The 18,791-nt window shown below is 40.0% G+C and carries 15 protein-coding genes and 1 other RNA gene; 7 read left to right on the top strand and 9 right to left on the bottom strand.

Annotated elements, in window-relative coordinates; genetic code table 11:
* Position 1: 1 nt before the first annotated feature.
* From panD to CS889_RS00185, 4 genes are read right to left on the bottom strand one after another with little or no spacing between them, the layout of a single operon-like run.
* The gene (panD, locus tag CS889_RS00200; protein ID WP_000142286.1) at positions 2-355 is read right to left on the bottom strand and encodes an aspartate 1-decarboxylase; all 354 of its coding nucleotides are present in this window, start codon (positions 353-355) and stop codon (positions 2-4) included.
* Complete coding sequence (locus CS889_RS00195; RefSeq protein WP_089086473.1) at positions 345-2,573, bottom strand: AAA family ATPase; 2,229 nt, start codon at positions 2,571-2,573, stop codon at positions 345-347. The genes panD and CS889_RS00195 overlap by 11 nt, the downstream gene beginning before the upstream one ends.
* Complete coding sequence (locus CS889_RS00190; RefSeq protein WP_000781792.1) at positions 2,573-2,848, bottom strand: ATP-dependent Clp protease adaptor ClpS; 276 nt, start codon at positions 2,846-2,848, stop codon at positions 2,573-2,575. Before CS889_RS00190 ends, CS889_RS00195 begins: the two co-directional genes overlap by 1 nt.
* Before the next feature lies 1 nt (position 2,849).
* Positions 2,850-3,263 (bottom strand): universal stress protein, encoded by a 414-nt coding sequence (locus tag CS889_RS00185; protein ID WP_001023005.1) that lies wholly within the window; start codon positions 3,261-3,263, stop codon positions 2,850-2,852.
* A 110-nt stretch (positions 3,264-3,373) separates the two neighbouring features.
* Between CS889_RS00185 and CS889_RS00180 the strand changes: the two genes are divergently transcribed.
* A complete protein-coding gene (locus tag CS889_RS00180; protein ID WP_089086472.1) occupies positions 3,374-5,122 on the top strand; it encodes a hypothetical protein in 1,749 nt (582 codons plus the stop codon).
* A gap of 3 nt (positions 5,123-5,125) precedes the next feature.
* Positions 5,126-5,782 (top strand): dethiobiotin synthase, encoded by a 657-nt coding sequence (gene bioD / locus CS889_RS00175; protein ID WP_099167442.1) that lies wholly within the window; start codon positions 5,126-5,128, stop codon positions 5,780-5,782.
* Here the strand turns inward: bioD and CS889_RS00170 are convergent.
* Positions 5,759-6,286, bottom strand: coding sequence for a DUF1523 family protein (locus CS889_RS00170; RefSeq protein WP_172825143.1), 528 nt, complete (start codon positions 6,284-6,286; stop codon positions 5,759-5,761). The genes bioD and CS889_RS00170 overlap by 24 nt on opposite strands.
* 67 nt (positions 6,287-6,353) lie before the next feature.
* Positions 6,354-7,631, bottom strand: a complete 1,278-nt coding sequence (icd, locus tag CS889_RS00165; RefSeq protein ID WP_089086470.1) for an isocitrate dehydrogenase (NADP(+)) — start codon at positions 7,629-7,631, stop codon at positions 6,354-6,356.
* Between the two features lie 201 nt (positions 7,632-7,832).
* Between icd and CS889_RS00160 the strand changes: the two genes are divergently transcribed.
* The 4 genes from CS889_RS00160 (at position 7,833) to lpxE (ending at position 14,772) form a co-directional block, all read left to right on the top strand.
* Positions 7,833-9,113 carry a citrate synthase gene (locus tag CS889_RS00160; protein WP_000117399.1) on the top strand — a complete coding sequence of 427 codons (1,281 nt, stop codon included), beginning with the start codon at positions 7,833-7,835 and terminating at the stop codon, positions 9,111-9,113.
* 814 nt (positions 9,114-9,927) lie between these two features.
* A complete protein-coding gene (gene sabA, locus CS889_RS00155; protein WP_089086469.1) occupies positions 9,928-12,000 on the top strand; it encodes a Hop family adhesin SabA/HopD in 2,073 nt (690 codons plus the stop codon).
* Between the two features lie 617 nt (positions 12,001-12,617).
* A complete protein-coding gene (gene eptA, locus CS889_RS00150) occupies positions 12,618-14,189 on the top strand; it encodes a phosphoethanolamine--lipid A transferase EptA (protein WP_089086468.1) in 1,572 nt (523 codons plus the stop codon).
* Between the two features lie 49 nt (positions 14,190-14,238).
* Positions 14,239-14,772 (top strand): lipid A 1-phosphatase LpxE, encoded by a 534-nt coding sequence (lpxE, locus tag CS889_RS00145; protein ID WP_231628461.1) that lies wholly within the window; start codon positions 14,239-14,241, stop codon positions 14,770-14,772.
* A 99-nt stretch (positions 14,773-14,871) separates the two neighbouring features.
* On the opposite strand, the gene nspC is transcribed toward lpxE, so the two are convergent.
* The 3 genes from nspC to CS889_RS00130 all read right to left on the bottom strand — a co-directional run bounded on the left by nspC (position 14,872) and on the right by CS889_RS00130 (position 18,498).
* A complete protein-coding gene (gene nspC, locus CS889_RS00140) occupies positions 14,872-16,089 on the bottom strand; it encodes a carboxynorspermidine decarboxylase (RefSeq protein WP_000760798.1) in 1,218 nt (405 codons plus the stop codon).
* Positions 16,086-17,051 carry a chemotaxis protein CheV1 gene (cheV1, locus tag CS889_RS00135; RefSeq protein ID WP_000785482.1) on the bottom strand — a complete coding sequence of 322 codons (966 nt, stop codon included), beginning with the start codon at positions 17,049-17,051 and terminating at the stop codon, positions 16,086-16,088. Before cheV1 ends, nspC begins: the two co-directional genes overlap by 4 nt.
* A gap of 106 nt (positions 17,052-17,157) precedes the next feature.
* Positions 17,158-18,498, bottom strand: coding sequence for a COG3014 family protein (locus CS889_RS00130; RefSeq protein WP_001876830.1), 1,341 nt, complete (start codon positions 18,496-18,498; stop codon positions 17,158-17,160).
* A 176-nt stretch (positions 18,499-18,674) separates the two neighbouring features.
* On the opposite strand from CS889_RS00130, the gene ffs reads away from it, so the two are divergent.
* Positions 18,675-18,772: signal recognition particle sRNA small type (gene ffs / locus CS889_RS00125), an RNA gene on the top strand.
* Positions 18,773-18,791: the final 19 nt, after the last annotated feature.

Here is an 18,791-nt window from a genome sequence, read left to right as displayed (position 1 = left end):
TCTAACCCTTTTCTAAAATTTCGTTTTTTTCATCCACTAGCACGATGTTTGGCTTGTGCGTATTGATTTCATCTTCGTTCATGCTCGCATAAGCTAAGATGATCACCACATCGCCTATGGCCACTTTTCTGGCTGCTGCGCCATTGACGCAAATTTCGCCCCTTTTTTTCCCTAAAATCACATAGGTGCTGAAGCGTTCGCCGTTATTGACATCCACGATTTCCACTTTCATGCCCTCTCTGAGCTTAGCGAGCTTGGCTAAATCCTCATCTATGGTGATCGAGCCTACATAATTGAGATTAGCGTCTGTGATAGTAGCCCTATGGATTTTACTATAAAGCATTTCAAAAGTCATTTTCTTTCACCTTTTGCGCGCGCTTGATTTCTTTTAAAACCAATTGGTTTTTTTCCAATAAGCAAGCGATCTTACAAGGTTTTTTAAGCGATTGCAAGAGCAGTATATCGCTTAATTGGGTTTTGATTTCATGGTGAATGATTTTTTTAATTTCTCTCGCTCCTAAAGTCGTTTGGTAGCTTTTTTGCGCGATGCATTTCACAACTTCTTTATGGAATTTTAAGATCACGCCTTGCTCTAACGCTAGGGCTTTTAATTTGTCTAATTCCACAGAAACAATGCGTTCAAAATCCTCCAAACTGAGCGCGTTAAACGGCACGATCGCATCAATTCTGGATCGCAATTCAGGGGTTAAAAGCTCTTTAACGGCTTTATCATACTTGGCGTTTTTAGCGCTAAAAAACCCTAGCGTGTCCTTATCCTTACTCCCCACATTTGAAGTCATAATCAGTATCACATGCTTAAAACTCGCCTGATTGCCTAAATTATCGCTCAAAGTGGCGTTATCCATCACCTGCAACAACAAATCATACACATTAGGGTGGGCCTTTTCTATCTCATCTAAAAGCAGCAAACAATGCGGGTGCTTTTTAATCGCATTCACCAATAACCCCCCTTGCTCAAACCCCACATAACCGCTAGGACTCCCGATGAGCTTTGCCACGCTATGGGCTTCTTTGTATTCGCTCATGTCAAAGCGTTCAAAATGCAAATTCAAATTCAAGGCCAATTCTTTAGCCAATTCTGTTTTCCCCACCCCACTAGGCCCCACGAATAAAAAGCTCCCCACAGGCTTATTTTTAGAAGAAAGCCCGCAATACTGGATTTTGATCGCATTACTGACAAGATTAATCGCTTCGGTTTGGGCAAAAATCTTATTTTTTAGCGATTTTTCCAAATTCCTTAAAAGGGCTTTTTTATCGCTACTCAAGCGCATTTTAGGGATTTTAAGCTTTAGAGCGAGCGTTTCTTGCACGTCATCAACGCTGATTTTTTTGCCTTTTTTAGGGTTGATCTTTTTCCTTGATCCCACCTCATCTAATAATTCAATCGCCTTATCCGGCAAGAATTTATCATGCATGTAATAACTCGTCAAATCCACGCACGCCTTAAACACGCTTTCATTATAACGCACCTGGTGGTGTTCTTCATAAAGGGGGGCAATATTCTTTAAAATCAAGTAACACGCTTCCTTAGAAGGCTCTTCAACATTCACTATAGAAAAACGCCTGTTGAAAGCCTTGTCTTTTTCAAACACGCTGCGGTATTCTTCAAAAGTGGTCGCCCCCAAACATTTCAAGCTCCCATCCGTTAAAACCGGTTTTAACATATTCGCCGCATCCAAGCTCCCAGCGTTACTGCTCCCTGCGCCTAAAAGGGTGTGGATTTCATCAATGAATAAAATGATACGGCCGTTTTGTTGGATCTCTTTGAGCGTTTTTTTCAGGCGTTTTTCAAAATCCCCTCTGTATTTTGCCCCAGCCACCATTAAAGCCAAATCCAAAGAATAAACCTCATATTCTTGCAAAAATTCCGGTACTTCTTTTTGAGCGATTTTTAAAGCCAAAGCTTCAGCGATGGAAGTTTTTCCCACGCCCGCTTCGCCAATTAAAAGCGGGTTATTCTTTTTCCTGCGCCCTAAAATTTCTATGACTCTTAAAATCTCTTCTTCTCTGCCAATGACTGGATCTAAAGCGTTATTTTGGGCTAAAGCGCTCAAGTTTTTAGTGTATTTTTTTAGGGGAGTGCTTTTGGGCGCTTCTTCATTATTAATGTCATTATCATTAATATCATTAGGGTTATCAAAATCCAATAAAGCGGACTTGAAATACGAACGAGTGATGCCAAAACTATCCAAGAGTTTTGAAGCGTAACAATCATCGTATTCTAAAATAAAAATAAGCAATTCTTCCACGCCCACGCTATCCAAGTAACTCGCATACATTTTTTTAAACACTCTTGCTAATACGGGACTCCTGTCTGGTATTTTGGTTGGATCGTTTTTTAAAGGAATGTATTGTTGCAAGTAGTCTTTAAGGATTTGCTCCATTTTATGGTAGTTATCTTCTTCTAAAGTATTAAAAATCCTTATTCCAATCCCATGCTCTAAAATGGCTAACAGCACATGCTCTGTGGTGCAAAGGACATGGTTAAAATCTAGGGCTAAATCTAAAGCATGAGATAAAACTTCATTCAAATCTTTATTGAATTTGTCCATTATTTTACCTCTTGCACCATTAATCTTAAAGGGAATTTTAACGCTCTGGCTTTATCCCTCACGCATACCGCCTTATATATGGCGATTTCATAAGGATAAACGCCACAAACCCCATCGCCATCACGATGGATGCTTAGCATGAGCTCTTGAGCTTCTTCTAAAGGCTTGTCAAAAAAATCCCTTAAAGCAGAAACCATAAATTCCGCTGTCGTAATGGAGTCATTAAGCATGATCACTTGCGACATGGTGGGGGTGGGTATTTGATGCATTTTCATGCTACTTAGCGATCACAACAGGGATACTGGATTGCTCAACAAGGCTATTTTGGTGCGAAATGAACAAACGATACAACAAATTGGATTCGCTCGCCCCGATCAATAACAAATCATAATCCTTAGCCATATCCAAGACCACATCAATCAAATCACCGCTCTTTAAAACGCTCTCGCACTCTATATTTTCTTTTTTGAAAGCGTCTTCAAATTGCTTTAACAAAGCCTTAGCCTTTTCTTCTTCTAAGGCTTCTGTTTGGCCGTAATCCATCATCCCGCTTTCGCTATAAATAAACACTTCCATGCTCACATGCAACAAGGTGAAACGGACCTCTTTAAGCGAATGGGCTAATTTGACAGCGAATTTAATAGCGTTATAACATTCTTGCGTGTCGCTAATCCCAAATAAAATATTCATAAGAACCAACCTTAAATGAAGTTTTGATATTATACCAAATAAACCCTAATGACCCGCTGAAAGCTCAAAGATAAAGCGCTACAATCTCGCTTAAAGAAAAGGACACGATAATGTTATTGAATTACGATTTTTTAGAAATGGTTGATGATGAACCACAAAGGAACACTTCCTTGACAGCATCTATTGATAAGGCGTTAGCGGACAAGAAATTAGCTAGACAAAATAAACCTAGCGTTAGGGTGCTTGGTAAGGCAATGCCTTTAAGCAAGTTTTTAGATGCTGTTGGCGATGAAATCTCACGACTTAAAAGCGAACAAAACACGACTATTAAAGCTACTAGACTTGGAGGTATTGTCAATAAAATCAAAAGCGGACTACCTTTTGGGACTATCTCGGCGTTTAGACCTTTTAGACCTGCCTTTGAAAAAGACTTTACTGATGACCAACAAGTCTTGTTAAAAAAAGCTTATAGTAGTGGATTAAGACCTAATGAAAAAGACAAAATATCAAAGCTTTATTTAGTTCAAATGAAAGAGAATAAGACTAAATTTAGAAAGGCAACTGATGGCATTGACCCCACAAAATCTATTAAAGTTAAGGGATTTTTTAGACCTACAGGTAAAGTTATCCCCCAATATAAGATTTTAGTTAAAGGAATTTATGAGACATTGAGTAGGAAGTTAGGTAAAAATTATGTTGATGAGTTCATAAACAGCAATGCGACAATGAGAGACTTTATGTCTAGTGAGAAATTTGTTAAGACATACCGATACACTAGAAAAGAGAATATGGAAAGGACACAACAGCTAAAATCACTATTGGATAGTGAGAGAGATTTCATTGGTTATATTCAAGTATTAGGGTATTGGAAAGACAACCCTAAAGACAATATTTTACCTGATAAAGAAGTTAGCTTTTTCGTATTCCAAAACGAACCTAGTAACTCATTTGACTTGAAAGACCAATTATTAGATTTGGCAAAGTATTTCAATCAAGAGGCGATTTGTTATTGTCAAAACGCCGAGACTGGAAAAGTAGATTTAGTATTAGCGACAGAAAAGGATTTTGGTAAAGTGGATTGGACTTTTACAGGCATCACATTCTCTGCTCCTAATGAATTGCCACAATCTCTCACAAGATTACAAGACAAAGTCTATACTTTCTTTAAAAAAGAAGACAAAGACAATTATGGTGTGTATTTTAAAGACATCGTTAAGACACAAATAAAAGCGATAAGATTACCTAGAGGTTTTACAGAGGGGTTAGGAGTTATGGACTTTGTTAAATCTAGCGTTATAGCAAGACAGAATAGTTCTAGGACTAATGGTTATCAACAATCATTCTCTATTGATGAGATAGAGGATTGGGAACGAAAAGGTATTTTTGACAGAGAAAAACTAAAATGTATCACAAGCAAAAGCTTTAGACAGAGCTATAACCACAATATTAAAATCCGCAAGGTTGCCAACGCTATGCGACAAGGCAAAAAAGTGAGTAAGACACTTATAGCTAAAGTGCTTGCTAACACCATTGACATCGATGCGGGGTATTGCTTTATCTCAGATTTAGCGACACAACTTGATAGTATCAGTCCAAGACTATCCAAGAGTATCGTAACCGCCATAGAGCAAGCAGAGGGCATTAGACTACTCTATGCGTTAATTGACAATGTTTCGTATAACTCACTCCACAATACCTTGAATTTCATCTTTGATATTGATAACCCTATGAGCGACCAATCATTAAACGAATTAGTGGTAGAAGTCCCAAGAGAAGCGTTAAAGAATGTGAAGTTACCACAAATCAAAAATGTATTGACTTCTCAAATCTTTGATGGGGCTTATCAGTTTAAAAGTTAAACCATGCTTTTTATCAGCGCGACTAACACCAATGCTGGAAAAACCACATGCGCTAGGCTATTAGCAAAATATTGCAACGCTTGTGGCGTTAAAACGATTTTATTAAAACCCATTGAAACGGGCGTTAATGACGCCATTAACCACTCTAGCGATGCGCACCTATTCTTACAGGATAACCGCCTTTTAGATCGCTCTTTAACCTTAAAAGACGTTTCATTCTATCGCTACGCTAAAGCTTCAGCCCCCCTCATCGCCCAACAAGAAGAAGATCCAAACGACCCCATTGATACGGATAATTTAATCCAACGCCTTCACAATTTCACCAAAACTTACGATTTAGTCATCGTTGAAGGGGCTGGAGGGTTATGCGTGCCTATCACTTTAGAAGAAAACATGCTGGATTTTGCCCTAAAATTAAAAGCCAAAATGCTTTTGATTAGCCATGACAATTTGGGTTTAATCAATGATTGTTTGTTGAATGACTTTTTATTGAAATCCCACCAATTAGACTATAAAATCGCTATCAATTTGAGAGGAAACAACACCGCTTTTTACAGCGTGAGCTTGCCCTATATTGAGCTTTTTAATGCACGCTCCAATAACCCCATTGTGATTTTCCAACAAAGCCTAAAAGAATTAATGAGCTTTGCCCTTAAATAAAGCGCAAACAGAGCGCGCGCTGATAAAAAAGCCCACTAGTAGCAAGGCGTATAAAATCCAGCTAAAAACGGGTTTTGACATCTCAGCGCTCTCTTTTAAGGGTTTTAAAAAAATCACATTAGGGAACATGTTAAACAAATTGATCTGCCAGCCATAGTATTGCACTTCCACTTGCTGGTTGACTAAACTTTGAGCGAGAGCTGAAATATCAGCCGAATTAAACTTAAAATAAAAAGGAAAGCTAAAACGCGTGTCTTCATTGCGATAAACGGTCACGCTTTTTTTATCCTTAGGGTCGTAAGTTTGCACAAAATAGACATCCCTGGCAAGGGTTTTTACTTCCTTATTATTGGGCGTGTTTTCATTTTCATTCATTCTTTTGACTTCCACCCCACTAATGACAGCCACGCTATAATGGGGCATGCAATAACTCACTAAAAGCATGAGCGCTAAAAAGATCGCTGTTAAAATGAATAAAACCACATTACGCACAAATTTTATCAACTTCATTCCTTAATGATAGTATTAGCCTATAATCGCATTCAAACATCAGAGCCTAAAAAACGCTCTTTCACATGTTTTCAATCATCACGCTAGCGAATTCAGAGCATTTCACTTCTTTAGCCCCATCCATTAAACGAGCGAAATCATAAGTGACTTTCTTGCTCTTAATCGCTTTTTCCATCGCAGAAACGATCAAATCAGCCGCTTCCACCCAACCCATATGCCTTAACATCATTTCTGCGCTCAAAATAATAGACCCCGGATTGACTTTATCCAGCCCGGCGTATTTAGGAGCGGTACCATGGGTGGCTTCAAACATGCCCACCGTGTCATTGAGATTAGCCCCAGGAGCGATACCAATACCCCCCACCATCGCCGCTAACGCATCAGAGATATAATCCCCATTCAAATTCATGGTCGCAATGACACTGTATTCGCTAGGGCGCAATAAGATTTGTTGCAAAAACGCGTCAGCGATCATGTCTTTAATGATGATTTCTTTACCGGTTTTAGGGTTTTTCAAAGAACACCATGGGCCTTTATCAATGACTTGAGCGTTAAATTCTTTTTGAGCGAGCGCATAGCCCCATTTCATGAACGCCCCCTCAGTGTATTTCATGATGTTGCCTTTATGCACAAAAGTCACGCTTGGCTTGTCGTTATCAATCGCGTATTCAATCGCTTTTCTCACTAGCCTCTCTGTGCCTTCTTTACTGATGGGTTTTATCCCTACGCCACTGCTTTCAGGGAAGCGGATTTTTTTAACCTTTAGTTCATTTTGTAAAAAATGGATGAGTTTTTTCGCTTCCGCGCTGCCTTCTTGCCATTCAATGCCCGCATAAATGTCTTCAGAATTTTCTCTAAAAATCACCATATCCACTTTTTGTGGTTCTTTCACCGGGCTAGGACTCCCATACCACCGAACCGGTCTCAAGCACACATACAAATCCATTTTTTGGCGTAACGCCACATTCAAAGATCTAAACCCCTCACCAATAGGCGTGGTCAAAGGCCCTTTAACAGAGACTTTATAGTGGTTGATCGCTTCAATAGTGTCCGGTAAGAGCCATTGCTCTTCAGGGCTTAACTCTTTATGGTCTTTGAATTTTTGATAGCATTTTTCGCCCACAAACACTTCATACCATGCGATTTTTTTCTCGCCCTTATAAGCCTTTTGAACCGCGCTATCCACCACTTTAATCATCGCCGGGGTAATGTCTGATCCAATGCCATCGCCCTCAATGAAAGGGATAATGGGGTGGTTTGGCACATGCAATTTGCCGTCTTTAATCGTAATTTCTTCGCCCTCTTTAGGTTTTTGTAAAATTTTAGGGTTGTAAGCCATTGTCTATCCTTTTTCTAAAGTTTGAGTAACTATACTAGCGCAAAAATACTATATAACCCTTAAAAATCTTTTTTTGAATGCGTGTTTAAAAGTAGCGGTTGGAAATAACTTGAAATAAAACGAAATGTTTTTAAAAGAAATCATTTAATTTTTTGGCTTATAATTAGGAGTTGGATACTATCAAAACTTAAGGAAATCACAATGTCTGTTACTTTAATCAATAATGAAAATAATGAACGCTATGAATTTGAAACGATTGAATGCACTCGTGGGCCTAAAGCGGTGGATTTTTCCAAGCTTTTTGAAACGACCGGGTTTTTTTCCTACGATCCAGGATATTCTTCTACCGCTGGGTGCCAATCTAAAATCAGCTATATCAATGGCAAAAAAGGCGAATTGTATTACAGAGGGCATAGGATAGAAGATTTAGTCGCCAAATACAAATATGTGGATGTGTGCAGGCTATTACTCACAGGGGAATTACCCAAAAATCAAGATGAAAGCTTGGAATTTGAACTGGAATTACGCCACAGGAGTTTTGTGCATGAGAGCTTATTGAACATGTTTTCAGCTTTCCCTAGCAACGCCCACCCTATGGCGAAACTCTCTAGCGGAGTGTCTATTTTATCCACCCTTTATTCCACGCACCAAAACATGCACACTGAAGAAGATTACCAGACTATGGCCAGAAGGATTGTCGCTAAAATCCCCACGCTTGCGGCTATTTGCTATCGTAATGAAGTGGGAGCACCCATCATTTATCCGGATATCGCGCGCTCTTATGTGGAAAATATCCTTTTCATGCTGAGAGGTTACCCTTATAGCCGCTTAAAACACACCACTCAAGGCGAAGTGGAAATCACGCCCCTAGAAGTGGAAGCTTTTGATAAAATCCTAACTTTGCACGCCGATCATGGGCAAAACGCCTCTTCTACCACGGTAAGGAATGTCGCTAGCACCGGCGTACATCCTTATGCCGCCATTAGCGCGGGCATTAGCGCTTTATGGGGGCATTTGCATGGCGGAGCGAATGAAAAAGTGCTTTTACAATTAGAAGAAATCGGCGATGTGAAAAATGTGGATAAATATATCGCACGCGTGAAAGACAAAAACGACAATTTCAAACTCATGGGCTTTGGGCATAGGGTGTATAAAAGCTACGATCCGCGTGCCAAAATCTTAAAAGGCCTAAAAGACGAACTGCACCAAAAAGGCGTTAAAATGGACGAGAGGTTGAGCGAAATCGCTGCGAAAGTGGAAGAAATCGCCCTAAAAGATGAGTATTTCATTGAAAGGAATCTCTACCCCAATGTGGATTTTTACTCTGGCACCATTTTAAGGGCTTTAAAAATCCCAGTGCGTTTCTTCACGCCGGTGTTTGTCATTGGCAGAACCGTGGGCTGGTGCGCTCAACTATTAGAGCATGTCAAAAGCCCGCAAGCTAGGATCACACGCCCAAGACAAGTTTATGTAGGGGATTAATGTTAGGCTAGGCTTTGTTTTAACAGAGCGTTGATGATAGTTTTAAGAAACGCTCAAAGCCTTTTTAAAAGAGTGAGAAGCTCATTTAAAAGAGTGAGGATCTCGCATCAAGCTTTTTACTAACCGCATGCAAACGCCCCAAAACTCAAGGATAACCCCACTTTTTTAAAGAATCCTTGAGTGTTTTAGGTTTAGGGAACGCTCTTAGAAATTAGCGTTTTATTGAAACCACCGCTTTTTTTAAAAAAACCCTTGAGTTTTTGGGGGAAATGATTGCAAAACCTTTCTATCTCCTTAAGTCTATCTCCTTAAGAAAATCCTTTTTATAACAAAATTTACAACAAATCTAAAGAAAAAATCCTTTTTATAACAAATCTCAAGCAATCAAATCTCATTTTTTAGAAGAAATCCTTTTTACAAACAAATCTAAAACAACCAAAGTTAAAAAAACCCCCTTTTTTATAGCTACCCCCATTCAAACAATCTCATTTCTTTTAAAACCGCTTTATTACGAACAAATCTCAAGCAATCAAACCAAACAACCAAAGTTAAAAACCCTTTTTTTTATAGCTACCCCCATTCAAACAACCTCATTTCTTTTAAAATGACCTTTATTGGTTTAATATTTGTTTAGAAACTCCACAAAAACCTTTTTTTTTTTTTTTTGAAAGGGCAAAAACGCCCAATTAATATCAAAATACCATTAATTTATACTATATTAACGAAATATTGCGGTATGGTCTTACTTAAATACACACTTCCGCAAGATTTACGGACAAAATCAATCTTATTTTAATAAAGTAAAGGAGAAAACATGAAGAAAAAATTTCTGTCATTAACCTTAGGTTCGCTTTTAGTTTCCGCTTTAAGCGCTGAAGACAACGGCTTTTTTGTAAGCGCCGGCTATCAAATCGGCGAATCCGCTCAAATGGTGAAAAACACCAAAGGCATTCAAGATCTTTCAGACAGCTATGAAAGATTGAACAATCTTTTAACGAATTATAGCGTCCTAAACGCTCTCATCAGGCAGTCCGCCGACCCCAACGCTATCAATAACGCAAGGGGCAATTTGAACGCTAGTGCGAAGAATTTAATCAATGACAAAAAGAATTCCCCGGCGTATCAAGCCGTGCTTTTAGCCTTGAATGCGGCAGCGGGGTTGTGGCAAGTCATGAGCTATGCGATCAGCCCTTGTGGTCCCGGTAAAGACACAAGCAAAAATGGAGGCGTTCAAACTTTCCACAACACGCCATCAAATCAATGGGGAGGCACTACCATTACTTGTGGCACTACTGGTTATGAACCAGGACCATACAGCATTTTATCCACCGAAAATTACGCGAAAATCAATAAAGCTTATCAAATCATCCAAAAGGCTTTTGGGAGCAGCGGAAAAGATATTCCTGCCTTAAGCGACACCAACACAGAACTCAAATTCACAATCAATAAAAATAATGGAAACACGAATACGAATAATAATGGAGAAGAAATTATTACAAAAAATAACGCTCAAGTTCTTTTAGAACAGGCTAGCACCATTATAACTACCCTTAATAGCGCATGCCCATGGATCAATAATGGTGGTGCAGGTGGTGCGAGTAGTGGTAGTTTATGGGAAGGAATATATTTGAAAGGCGATGGGAGCGCGTGCGGGATTTTTAAAAATGAAATCAGCGCGATTCAAGACATGATCAAAAACGCTGCAATAGCCGTAGAGCAATCCAAGATCGTTGCTGCAAACGCGCAAAACCAGCGCAACCTAGACACCGGGAAGACATTCAACCCCTATAAAGACGCCAACTTCGCCCAAAGCATGTTCGCTAACGCTAAAGCGCAAGCGGAGATTTTAAACCGCGCCCAAGCAGTGGTGAAAGACTTTGAAAGAATCCCTGAAGCCTTTGTAAAAGACTCTTTAGGGGTGTGCCATGAAGTGCAAAATGGCCATCTCCGTGGCACGCCATCCGGCACGGTAACTGATAACACTTGGGGAGCCGGTTGCGCGTATGTGGGAGAGACCGTAACGAATTTAAAAGACAGCATCGCTCATTTTGGCGACCAAGCCGAGCGAATCCATAACGCGCGCAACCTCGCCTACACTTTAGCGAATTTCAGCAGTCAGTATCAAAAGCTAGGCGAACACTATGACAGCATCACAGCGGCGCTCTCTAGCTTGCCTGATGCGCAATCTTTACAAAATGTGGTGAGCAAAAAGACTAACCCTAATAGCCCGCAAGGCATACAGGATAACTACTATATTGACTCCAATATCCATTCTCAAGTGCAATCTAGGAGTCAGGAACTCGGCAGTAACCCTTTCAGGCGCGCCGGCTTAATCGCCGCTTCTACCACCAATAACGGCGCGATGAATGGGATCGGCTTTCAAGTGGGCTATAAGCAATTCTTTGGGAAAAACAAACGATGGGGCGCAAGGTATTACGGCTTTGTGGATTACAACCACACCTATAACAAATCCCAATTTTTCAACGCTTCTTCTGATGTTTGGACTTATGGCGTGGGGAGCGATTTGTTAGTGAATTTCATCAACGATAAAGCCACTAAACACAATAAGATTTCTTTTGGCGCGTTTGGCGGTATCGCCTTAGCCGGGACTTCATGGCTTAATTCTCAGTATGTGAATTTGGCGAATGTGAACAATTACTATAAGGCCAAAATCAACACGGCGAATTTCCAATTCTTATTCAATCTGGGCTTAAGGACCAATCTCGCCAGAAATAAGAGGAGAGGCGCTGATCATAGCGCGCAACATGGCATGGAATTAGGCGTGAAGATCCCCACGATCAACACGAATTACTATTCTTTGCTAGGCACTACCTTGCAATACAGAAGGCTTTATAGCGTGTATCTCAACTATGTGTTCGCTTACTAAAAGCTTAAAAACCCCCTTTTTAAGGGATTTCTTTTTTGAACCCTCTCTTTTTTAGGGGGTTTAATCTTTTTTCGCTGACTTCTCACTCGCTTTTTAATCTTTCCATAAAGCTTTTATTTTTCTAAACTTTTTTAATTTTTTCCACCAAACAAAGTTTTTTGACTTCAAGCGTTAATCACAAAAAACACTCAAAGGCGTTTTTTACAATCTAAATAAAAATTAGCGTTATTCAAGCGATCATTTTTATAACCCAATGAAAACGCCCCAAAAGTCAAGGGCAAACCCGCTTTACATAAGGAAACCCCTAAGTTTTTTAGGCTTAGGGAACGCTCTTAGAAATTAGCGTTTCATTGAAACCACCACTTTAAGCCCAAAAAAAGTGAACTCAAAGTATAATTCTTTCCAAGAGCGTTTGCCACTTTTACGCTTCATGGCATGCTCCTTATTTGGATTTGCCCCATATCCTAACTATGGGGCGTGATGAAACCCTACAACAAACGCGCTTTAAAACTCTTAAACGCAACCACCCTAAAAAACGCTTTCCACCCTTAAAATAAACCATAAAATCCCCATACCTACGATATAATCCTAAGATTGATTGATTTTAAGGGGCGTGTTTGACATCATTATTCCATCTGAAGTTTTTAAAGCCCCTAAGTTGTCTGCAAGCCGGTTTGCTCTATAGCCTTATTTTTGGCGTTTTATACCATTTCCCCTTATTCGCTTACGTTTATAAAGAAAGCAACCAGGTTAGTTTTATAGCCATGATGGTTATCGTGCTTTTTTGCGTTAATGGCGCTCTCTTTTTGGCGTTAGGCTTGATCTCTGCTTCTTTGATGCGTTGGAGTGCGATAGTTTTTAGTTGGCTCAATTCTGTCGCTTTCTATTTCATTAGCGCTTATAAGGTGTTTTTAAATAAGAGCATGATGGGCAATGTCTTAAACACCAACACGCATGAAGTTTTAGGCTTTTTGAGCGTTAAATTATTCGTTTTTATCGTTGTTTTTGGGGTGTTGCCTGGCTATGTCATCTATAAAATCCCCCTTAAAAATTCTTCTAAAAAAGCGCCATTCTTAGCGATCTTGACGTTAGTGTTTATCTTTATCGCTAGCGCTTTTATGAACGCTAAAAATTGGCTGTGGTTTGACAAGCATGCGAAATTCATAGGGGGCTTAATCCTGCCCTTCGCTTATAGCGTGAACGCTTTTAGAGTGAGCGCTCTTAAATTTTTCGCCCCCACTATCAAGCCGCTCCCTCTCTTTTCACCCAACCATTCCCATTCGTTTGTGGTGCTAGTCATTGGCGAAAGCGCCAGGAAGCGCAATTACGCCCTTTATGGCTATCACAAACCCACCACCCCAAGATTAAGCAAACGCTTAGAAAATCACGAACTCACCCTTTTTAACGCCACTTCTTGCGCCACTTACACGACAGCGAGTTTGGAATGCATTTTAGATTCTTCTTTTAAAAACAGCTTGGGCGTTTATGAAAACTTGCCCACTTACTTGACTAAAGCGGGTATCAAAGTCTTTTGGTATAGCGCGAATGACGGCGAAAAGAACGTTAAGGTTACCAGCTATCGTAAAAACTACGAATTGATTCAAAAATGCCCCAATTGCGAAGCGATCGCCCCTTATGATGAATCCTTACTCTATAATTTACCCAACCTTTTAAAAGAACACTCTAATGAAAACGTCTTGCTCATCTTACACCTTGCCGGCTCGCATGGCCCCAACTATGACAACAAAGTGCCTTTAAATTTTAGGGCGTTTAAGCCTTATTGCTCAAGCGCTGATCTGTCTTCTTGCTCCAAAGAAAGCCTGATTAACGCCTATGACAACACCATTTTTTACAACGACTATCTGTTAGACAAAATCATTAGCATGCTTGAAAACGCCAAGCAGCCCGCCTTAATGATTTATTTAAGCGATCATGGCGAAAGTTTGGGCGAAGGAGCGTATTATTTGCATGGCATTCCTAAAAGCATCGCCCCTAAAGAGCAATACGAGATCCCCTTTATTCTTTATGCCAACGATCTTTTTAAAGAGGAGCATTCCATTATCCAAACCCAAACCCCCATTAATCAAAATGTGATTTTCCATAGCGTTTTAGGGGTGTTTGAAGATTTTAAAACCCCAAGCGTTGTTTATCGCCCTTCTTTAGATCTGCTTAAACACAAAAAAGAGTAAAATAACACTCATGAAAAAATTCTTATTTAAACAAAAATTTTGCGAAAGCCTGCCCAAAAGCTTTTCTAAAACTTTGTTAGCGCTCAGTTTGGGCTTGATTTTATTGGGTGTTTTTATCCCTTTCCCTAAAGTCCCTAAACACCAAAGCGTGCCTTTGGCGCTTCATTTCACCGAGCATTATGCGCGCTTTATCCCTACGATTTTATCTGTGGCGATTCCCTTGATTCAAAGAGATGCGATAGGGCTTTTTCAAGTCGCTAACGCTTCTATCGCTACAACCATTCTCACGCACACCACTAAAAGAGCCTTAAACCATGTAACGATCAATGATCAGCGTTTGGGCGAGCGCCCTTATGGGGGTAATTTCAACATGCCAAGCGGGCATTCGTCTATGGTGGGTTTGGCGGTGGCGTTTTTAATGCGCCGTTATTCTTTTAAAAAATACTTGTGGCTCTTGCCTTTAATCCCTTTAACCATGCTCGCTCGCATTTATTTAGACATGCACACCATCGGCGCGGTGTTGGCCGGGCTTGGCACTGGAATGTTGTGCGTGGGTCTTTTTACAAGCCCCAAAAAACCTTAATTAAAAACCTTAATTAAAAACCTTAATTAAAAACCTTAATTAAAAACCTTAATTAAAAACCTTAATTAAAAACCTTAATTAAAAACCTTAATTAAAGCTTTAATTCCTGTTTTTATAATCTTCATAAGAAAAGCTTTTGAGGATCTTAAAGCCTTGCGAATCTATTTTAGCCAGGCTTGGGAGTGGCACGCCATTAAACGAGTTGTTTTTGACGATCGTATAATGGAGCATGTCTTGAAACACGATTTTATCGCCCCTTTTTAAAGGCGTTTCAAAGCTAAAACTCCCCATAAAATCCCCCGCTAAACAAGTGGGGCCGCCTAAAAAGTAAGAAAACGCCCCTTGATTTTCGCCCTTTTCAACTTCAATAATTTCTTCATCGTTTTCTACAGAAATTTTAAGGATACTAGGGCGATAAGGCATTTCTAGGCAATCGGGCATGTGAGCGCTGAAAGAAGCGTCTAAGATCGCAATTTCTTGATCGTTTTGAACGATATCTATCACGCTTGCGATTAAAAACCCGCATTGCCACCCTATGGCTTCCCCAGGCTCTAAAATCACTTCTATATTGTGGTAGCGTTCTTTAAAATCCTTAATCGTTTGGATGAGCAAATTCACATCATAATCGCTCCTGGTGATATGATGCCCCCCACCAAAATTCACCCACGCCATATTTTCTAAATAAGGCTTGAAATGCCTTTCTACATGCTCTAAAGTCCGGCACAAAGCGTCAGCGTTTTGCTCGCAATGCGTATGGAAATGCAACCCGCTCACCCCCTCTAAGCCATGCTCTTTGACTCCTTTTTCAAATTCGCTAGGCGTAATCCCTAACCGGCTTGTTTTAGAGCATGGGTTATAAATCGCTGGGGTTACTTCGCTATAAAGGGGGTTAATCCTCAAACCCATTTTAATGGGGCTTAAGCCCAAGTTTTCTAATTGCTTGTTTTTGTCTAAAATCCTGTCTTTATAGGTGGCGTATTGGTGAAAAGAGTTGAAAATAATACTTGTCGCTAGGGGTAAAATCGCGCTCATTTCAGCCTCTTTAAAGGCCGGGCTATAAACGCAAATTTCCTTATGGCTCTCTCGCCCCCCAAATTCTTCAAAAGCGAGCTTAGCCTCATAAAGACCGCTCGCGCAACACCCGTTCAATTTTTGCCTCAAAATCCCAAACTCACGCCAAAACGCATACCCTTTTAAAGCGAGCAAAACCTTTGCCCCGCTTTGCTGGCGTACAATTTCTAAAATCTTGGCGTTTTTTTCTAAGCGTTCGCTCTCTAGCGCATAGCAAGGAGTGGGGATAGCGCTGTATTTTTTCATGCTAATTCCAAAAATTGCTTAACCACCCGCTGGATGTCTTTGGGGTTAGACTTGGAGATGAAATCATCGGCCTTCAAACTCCTGGCCATGTCTTCATTGGAGCTGCCACTCATAGAAGAATTGACCACAATGGGGATTTTTGAAGTCAAAGGATTGTTTTTAACCTGCTTGATCACTTCAAAACCGCTCGCTTCTGGCATTTCTAAATCGGTGATGATAAGACCAATATTACTCACATCGGTTGTTGGGTTGAACAAATGCTCTAATAAGGTTTTACCATTGATAAAGTCAATGTGCTTGACGCCCAGCTTGTCTAAAATCATTTGCATGGTTTTTAAAACGCTTGGGGAGTCATCAGCGAGCAAAACGCATTGGTTAGAATGGATTTTAGAAAGCGTCTCTAAATCGTTGTGTTTTTCATCTTCAATCCAAGGGAACACGTCTATAAGCATTTTTTCAATATCCACCACTTGCACCAAGCGCCCGTCAAAATAGCGCGTGCGGCTCACGAGCTTGTTATTGCCTGCAGATCCCCCTAGCCCAGCGCTTTGCTCCATTTCAGTCCATTTCTTGCTCAAAATCCTATCCGCTTCATAGATCCTAACCCCTATGGTCCAGCGAGAGAACTCACAAATCATGACAATATCGTCTTCACCTTTTTCTTTTTCTACCCTGTAAGGGCGTAAATCCTTGTTTTTGTTCTGGCTGTCATAATAAAACCATTTTTTCATATCAATCAAAGGAATGGTGAGTTCTCTTATAATGATTAGCCCCTCAACGAGCGAATTGTTTTCGTGGCTAATAATAGTGAGATTGCCATGGTATTTCACCACTTCACGGATCTTAAAAACATTGACCGCATACAAATCCTTGTTTTTACCCAGCCTAAAGCACAACAACTGCAACTCGTTATTTTTATGCAAACTCGTAACTTGATCAATGCCCGCTAAACTATCAGCCATGACTTCCCCTTAATTTAGGTTTTCGTATCGTTTTATAATTATATCGTGTTTGTGTTTAATGCCAACGATACTTAAAAACTAAAAATTCCTTTGGGGGGTTTTGGAATCATTTTAAATGACTCAAAACAAACCCGTTTTTAAAGCTGCGCACATATAAAATATTATGGCGGTTAGAGCAAAAGACTTGTGGGGCTGTTACAAACCCAGAAAGCAATTCCCTAGCGTCAATGATTTTAGGGCTTTCAAGCGATCTTTTACAAGGCTTTAAGGAAAACGAAAAAGCGTCAATGGAATCGGCTCGAACTTCATAACTTTCAAAGGCTTTATTTTTGATGCGCATGAGGTAGATTTTATGGGCAAAAATGCTCGTGTTTCTGGTGTCTGCAAAGGTGCTAACACCTGAATACAACGAAGTTACTAACCCTCCAACAAACCCCAAATAATAGTTCGCCACCGCTTGCATGCCCACTTTAAAAGTGGCCGATAAAATAGCCCTAGTAATAATGTAGGGCAATTGCTTCCTGAATTCGCTAGCGACCACCGCATCTATTGAGGCTAAAGTGTCAAAGGGCGTTACTTTTTCTCCGTCTTTGAGGGTGAAATTTTGATAAAACGCTTCCCCTTTTTCTAGCTTGGGCAAGGCCACGCTCACGTTATAAACCGAATCAATCATAAAAATAGGCACATCAATTTTAAATTCGCTTTTTTGCGGCTCTTTACCATCTTCAATGATGATCCAAGTGAAATGGCTCCTGTTAGGGTTTTTGAAAAAAACCAAGTCTTGAGCTACGAAAGGGCTTTGACTGATCCCATAGGCTTCATTAAGATAGCCTAATCCCTTATTCTTATCCCCATTTAAAGCGTAAAACAACCCTGAAAGATACGAAACCGCCGGGTTAAGCAAGCCTTGATAAGCTTCGTATTTGTCTAAATTAGAATAGGTGTTGTTTAAAATCTCGCTCACTTCTGCCCTAGAGCGTTCCATATTAATATTGTGCTTTTTGCTAGAATCGATTTCTTTAATGGCTTTTTGCACTTCCTCATAATAAAATTCTTTAGCCCTGCGTTGGCGTTCGTTCGCGCGGTTGAATTGCACCCTAGCTTTCGCGCTATCGTTCAAAAGCATGTAGTCTATCGCTTTGTAATAATTGATTAAAACGCCCTCATAAATATTCCCCCCATAAGCGCGCACGTTATCATTAATCATGGTAGCGCCCACATAACTAGCCCCTCTTGTGAAAGCGCTTTGGGTTTTATCAAAGCGTTGCTCGGCTTGATCCAATACCCCTAAAGAAGTCTTATAATCCCTTGCGTATAAAGCGCTCAAGCCGTTTTGCAAGTCCCATAAAAGAGCGTTCTTTTTTTTCTTCGTGAATTGTTTGGAATATTCATAAGCTTTTTTAGGGCTTTCTTCATAATAGAGCGTGTTAAAATGTTCTAAGTCCATACGATAGCCTATACAACCTGTTAATGATATTCCTAAAATTACCGACATCAACAGAACGAATATTTTCAATCTAACCCTTTTAATTTTTTTGCTTGTTTGCTTGACTAATTTGAGCGTATCATAACATTTTTAATGAAAACATAAGCTTTTTATGGTTAAAATGATCCCTAAGCTCTTATTTGGACCTATGCAATAGGACTTTAGGGTAACGCTTCAGGGTAGGAATACAGCAGAGTCCCCTAATTTCTTGTGTGCCTTAGCCATCTGAATAGGAGTGCTTCAAAATGATATTG

This window comes from Helicobacter pylori (assembly GCF_900120335.1).
GTDB classification, from domain to species: Bacteria; Campylobacterota; Campylobacteria; order Campylobacterales; family Helicobacteraceae; genus Helicobacter; species Helicobacter pylori_BU.
Note: the sequence above shows the minus strand (reverse complement) of the source record. Positions and strands in the feature narration are given on the sequence as shown.

What these genes read in the sequence shown, in the direction of transcription:
- panD (WP_000142286.1), bottom strand. Translation starts at nt 355, where the DNA reads ATGACTTTTGAAATGCTTTATAGTAAAATCCATAGGGCTACTATCACA.
- CS889_RS00195 (WP_089086473.1), bottom strand. Translation starts at nt 2,573, where the DNA reads ATGGACAAATTCAATAAAGATTTGAATGAAGTTTTATCTCATGCTTTA.
- CS889_RS00190 (WP_000781792.1), bottom strand. Translation starts at nt 2,848, where the DNA reads ATGAAAATGCATCAAATACCCACCCCCACCATGTCGCAAGTGATCATG.
- CS889_RS00185 (WP_001023005.1), bottom strand. Translation starts at nt 3,263, where the DNA reads ATGAATATTTTATTTGGGATTAGCGACACGCAAGAATGTTATAACGCT.
- CS889_RS00180 (WP_089086472.1), top strand. Translation starts at nt 3,374, where the DNA reads ATGTTATTGAATTACGATTTTTTAGAAATGGTTGATGATGAACCACAA.
- bioD (WP_099167442.1), top strand. Translation starts at nt 5,126, where the DNA reads ATGCTTTTTATCAGCGCGACTAACACCAATGCTGGAAAAACCACATGC.
- icd (WP_089086470.1), bottom strand. Translation starts at nt 7,631, where the DNA reads ATGGCTTACAACCCTAAAATTTTACAAAAACCTAAAGAGGGCGAAGAA.
- CS889_RS00160 (WP_000117399.1), top strand. Translation starts at nt 7,833, where the DNA reads ATGTCTGTTACTTTAATCAATAATGAAAATAATGAACGCTATGAATTT.
- sabA (WP_089086469.1), top strand. Translation starts at nt 9,928, where the DNA reads ATGAAGAAAAAATTTCTGTCATTAACCTTAGGTTCGCTTTTAGTTTCC.
- nspC (WP_000760798.1), bottom strand. Translation starts at nt 16,089, where the DNA reads ATGAAAAAATACAGCGCTATCCCCACTCCTTGCTATGCGCTAGAGAGC.
- cheV1 (WP_000785482.1), bottom strand. Translation starts at nt 17,051, where the DNA reads ATGGCTGATAGTTTAGCGGGCATTGATCAAGTTACGAGTTTGCATAAA.
- CS889_RS00130 (WP_001876830.1), bottom strand. Translation starts at nt 18,498, where the DNA reads ATGGACTTAGAACATTTTAACACGCTCTATTATGAAGAAAGCCCTAAA.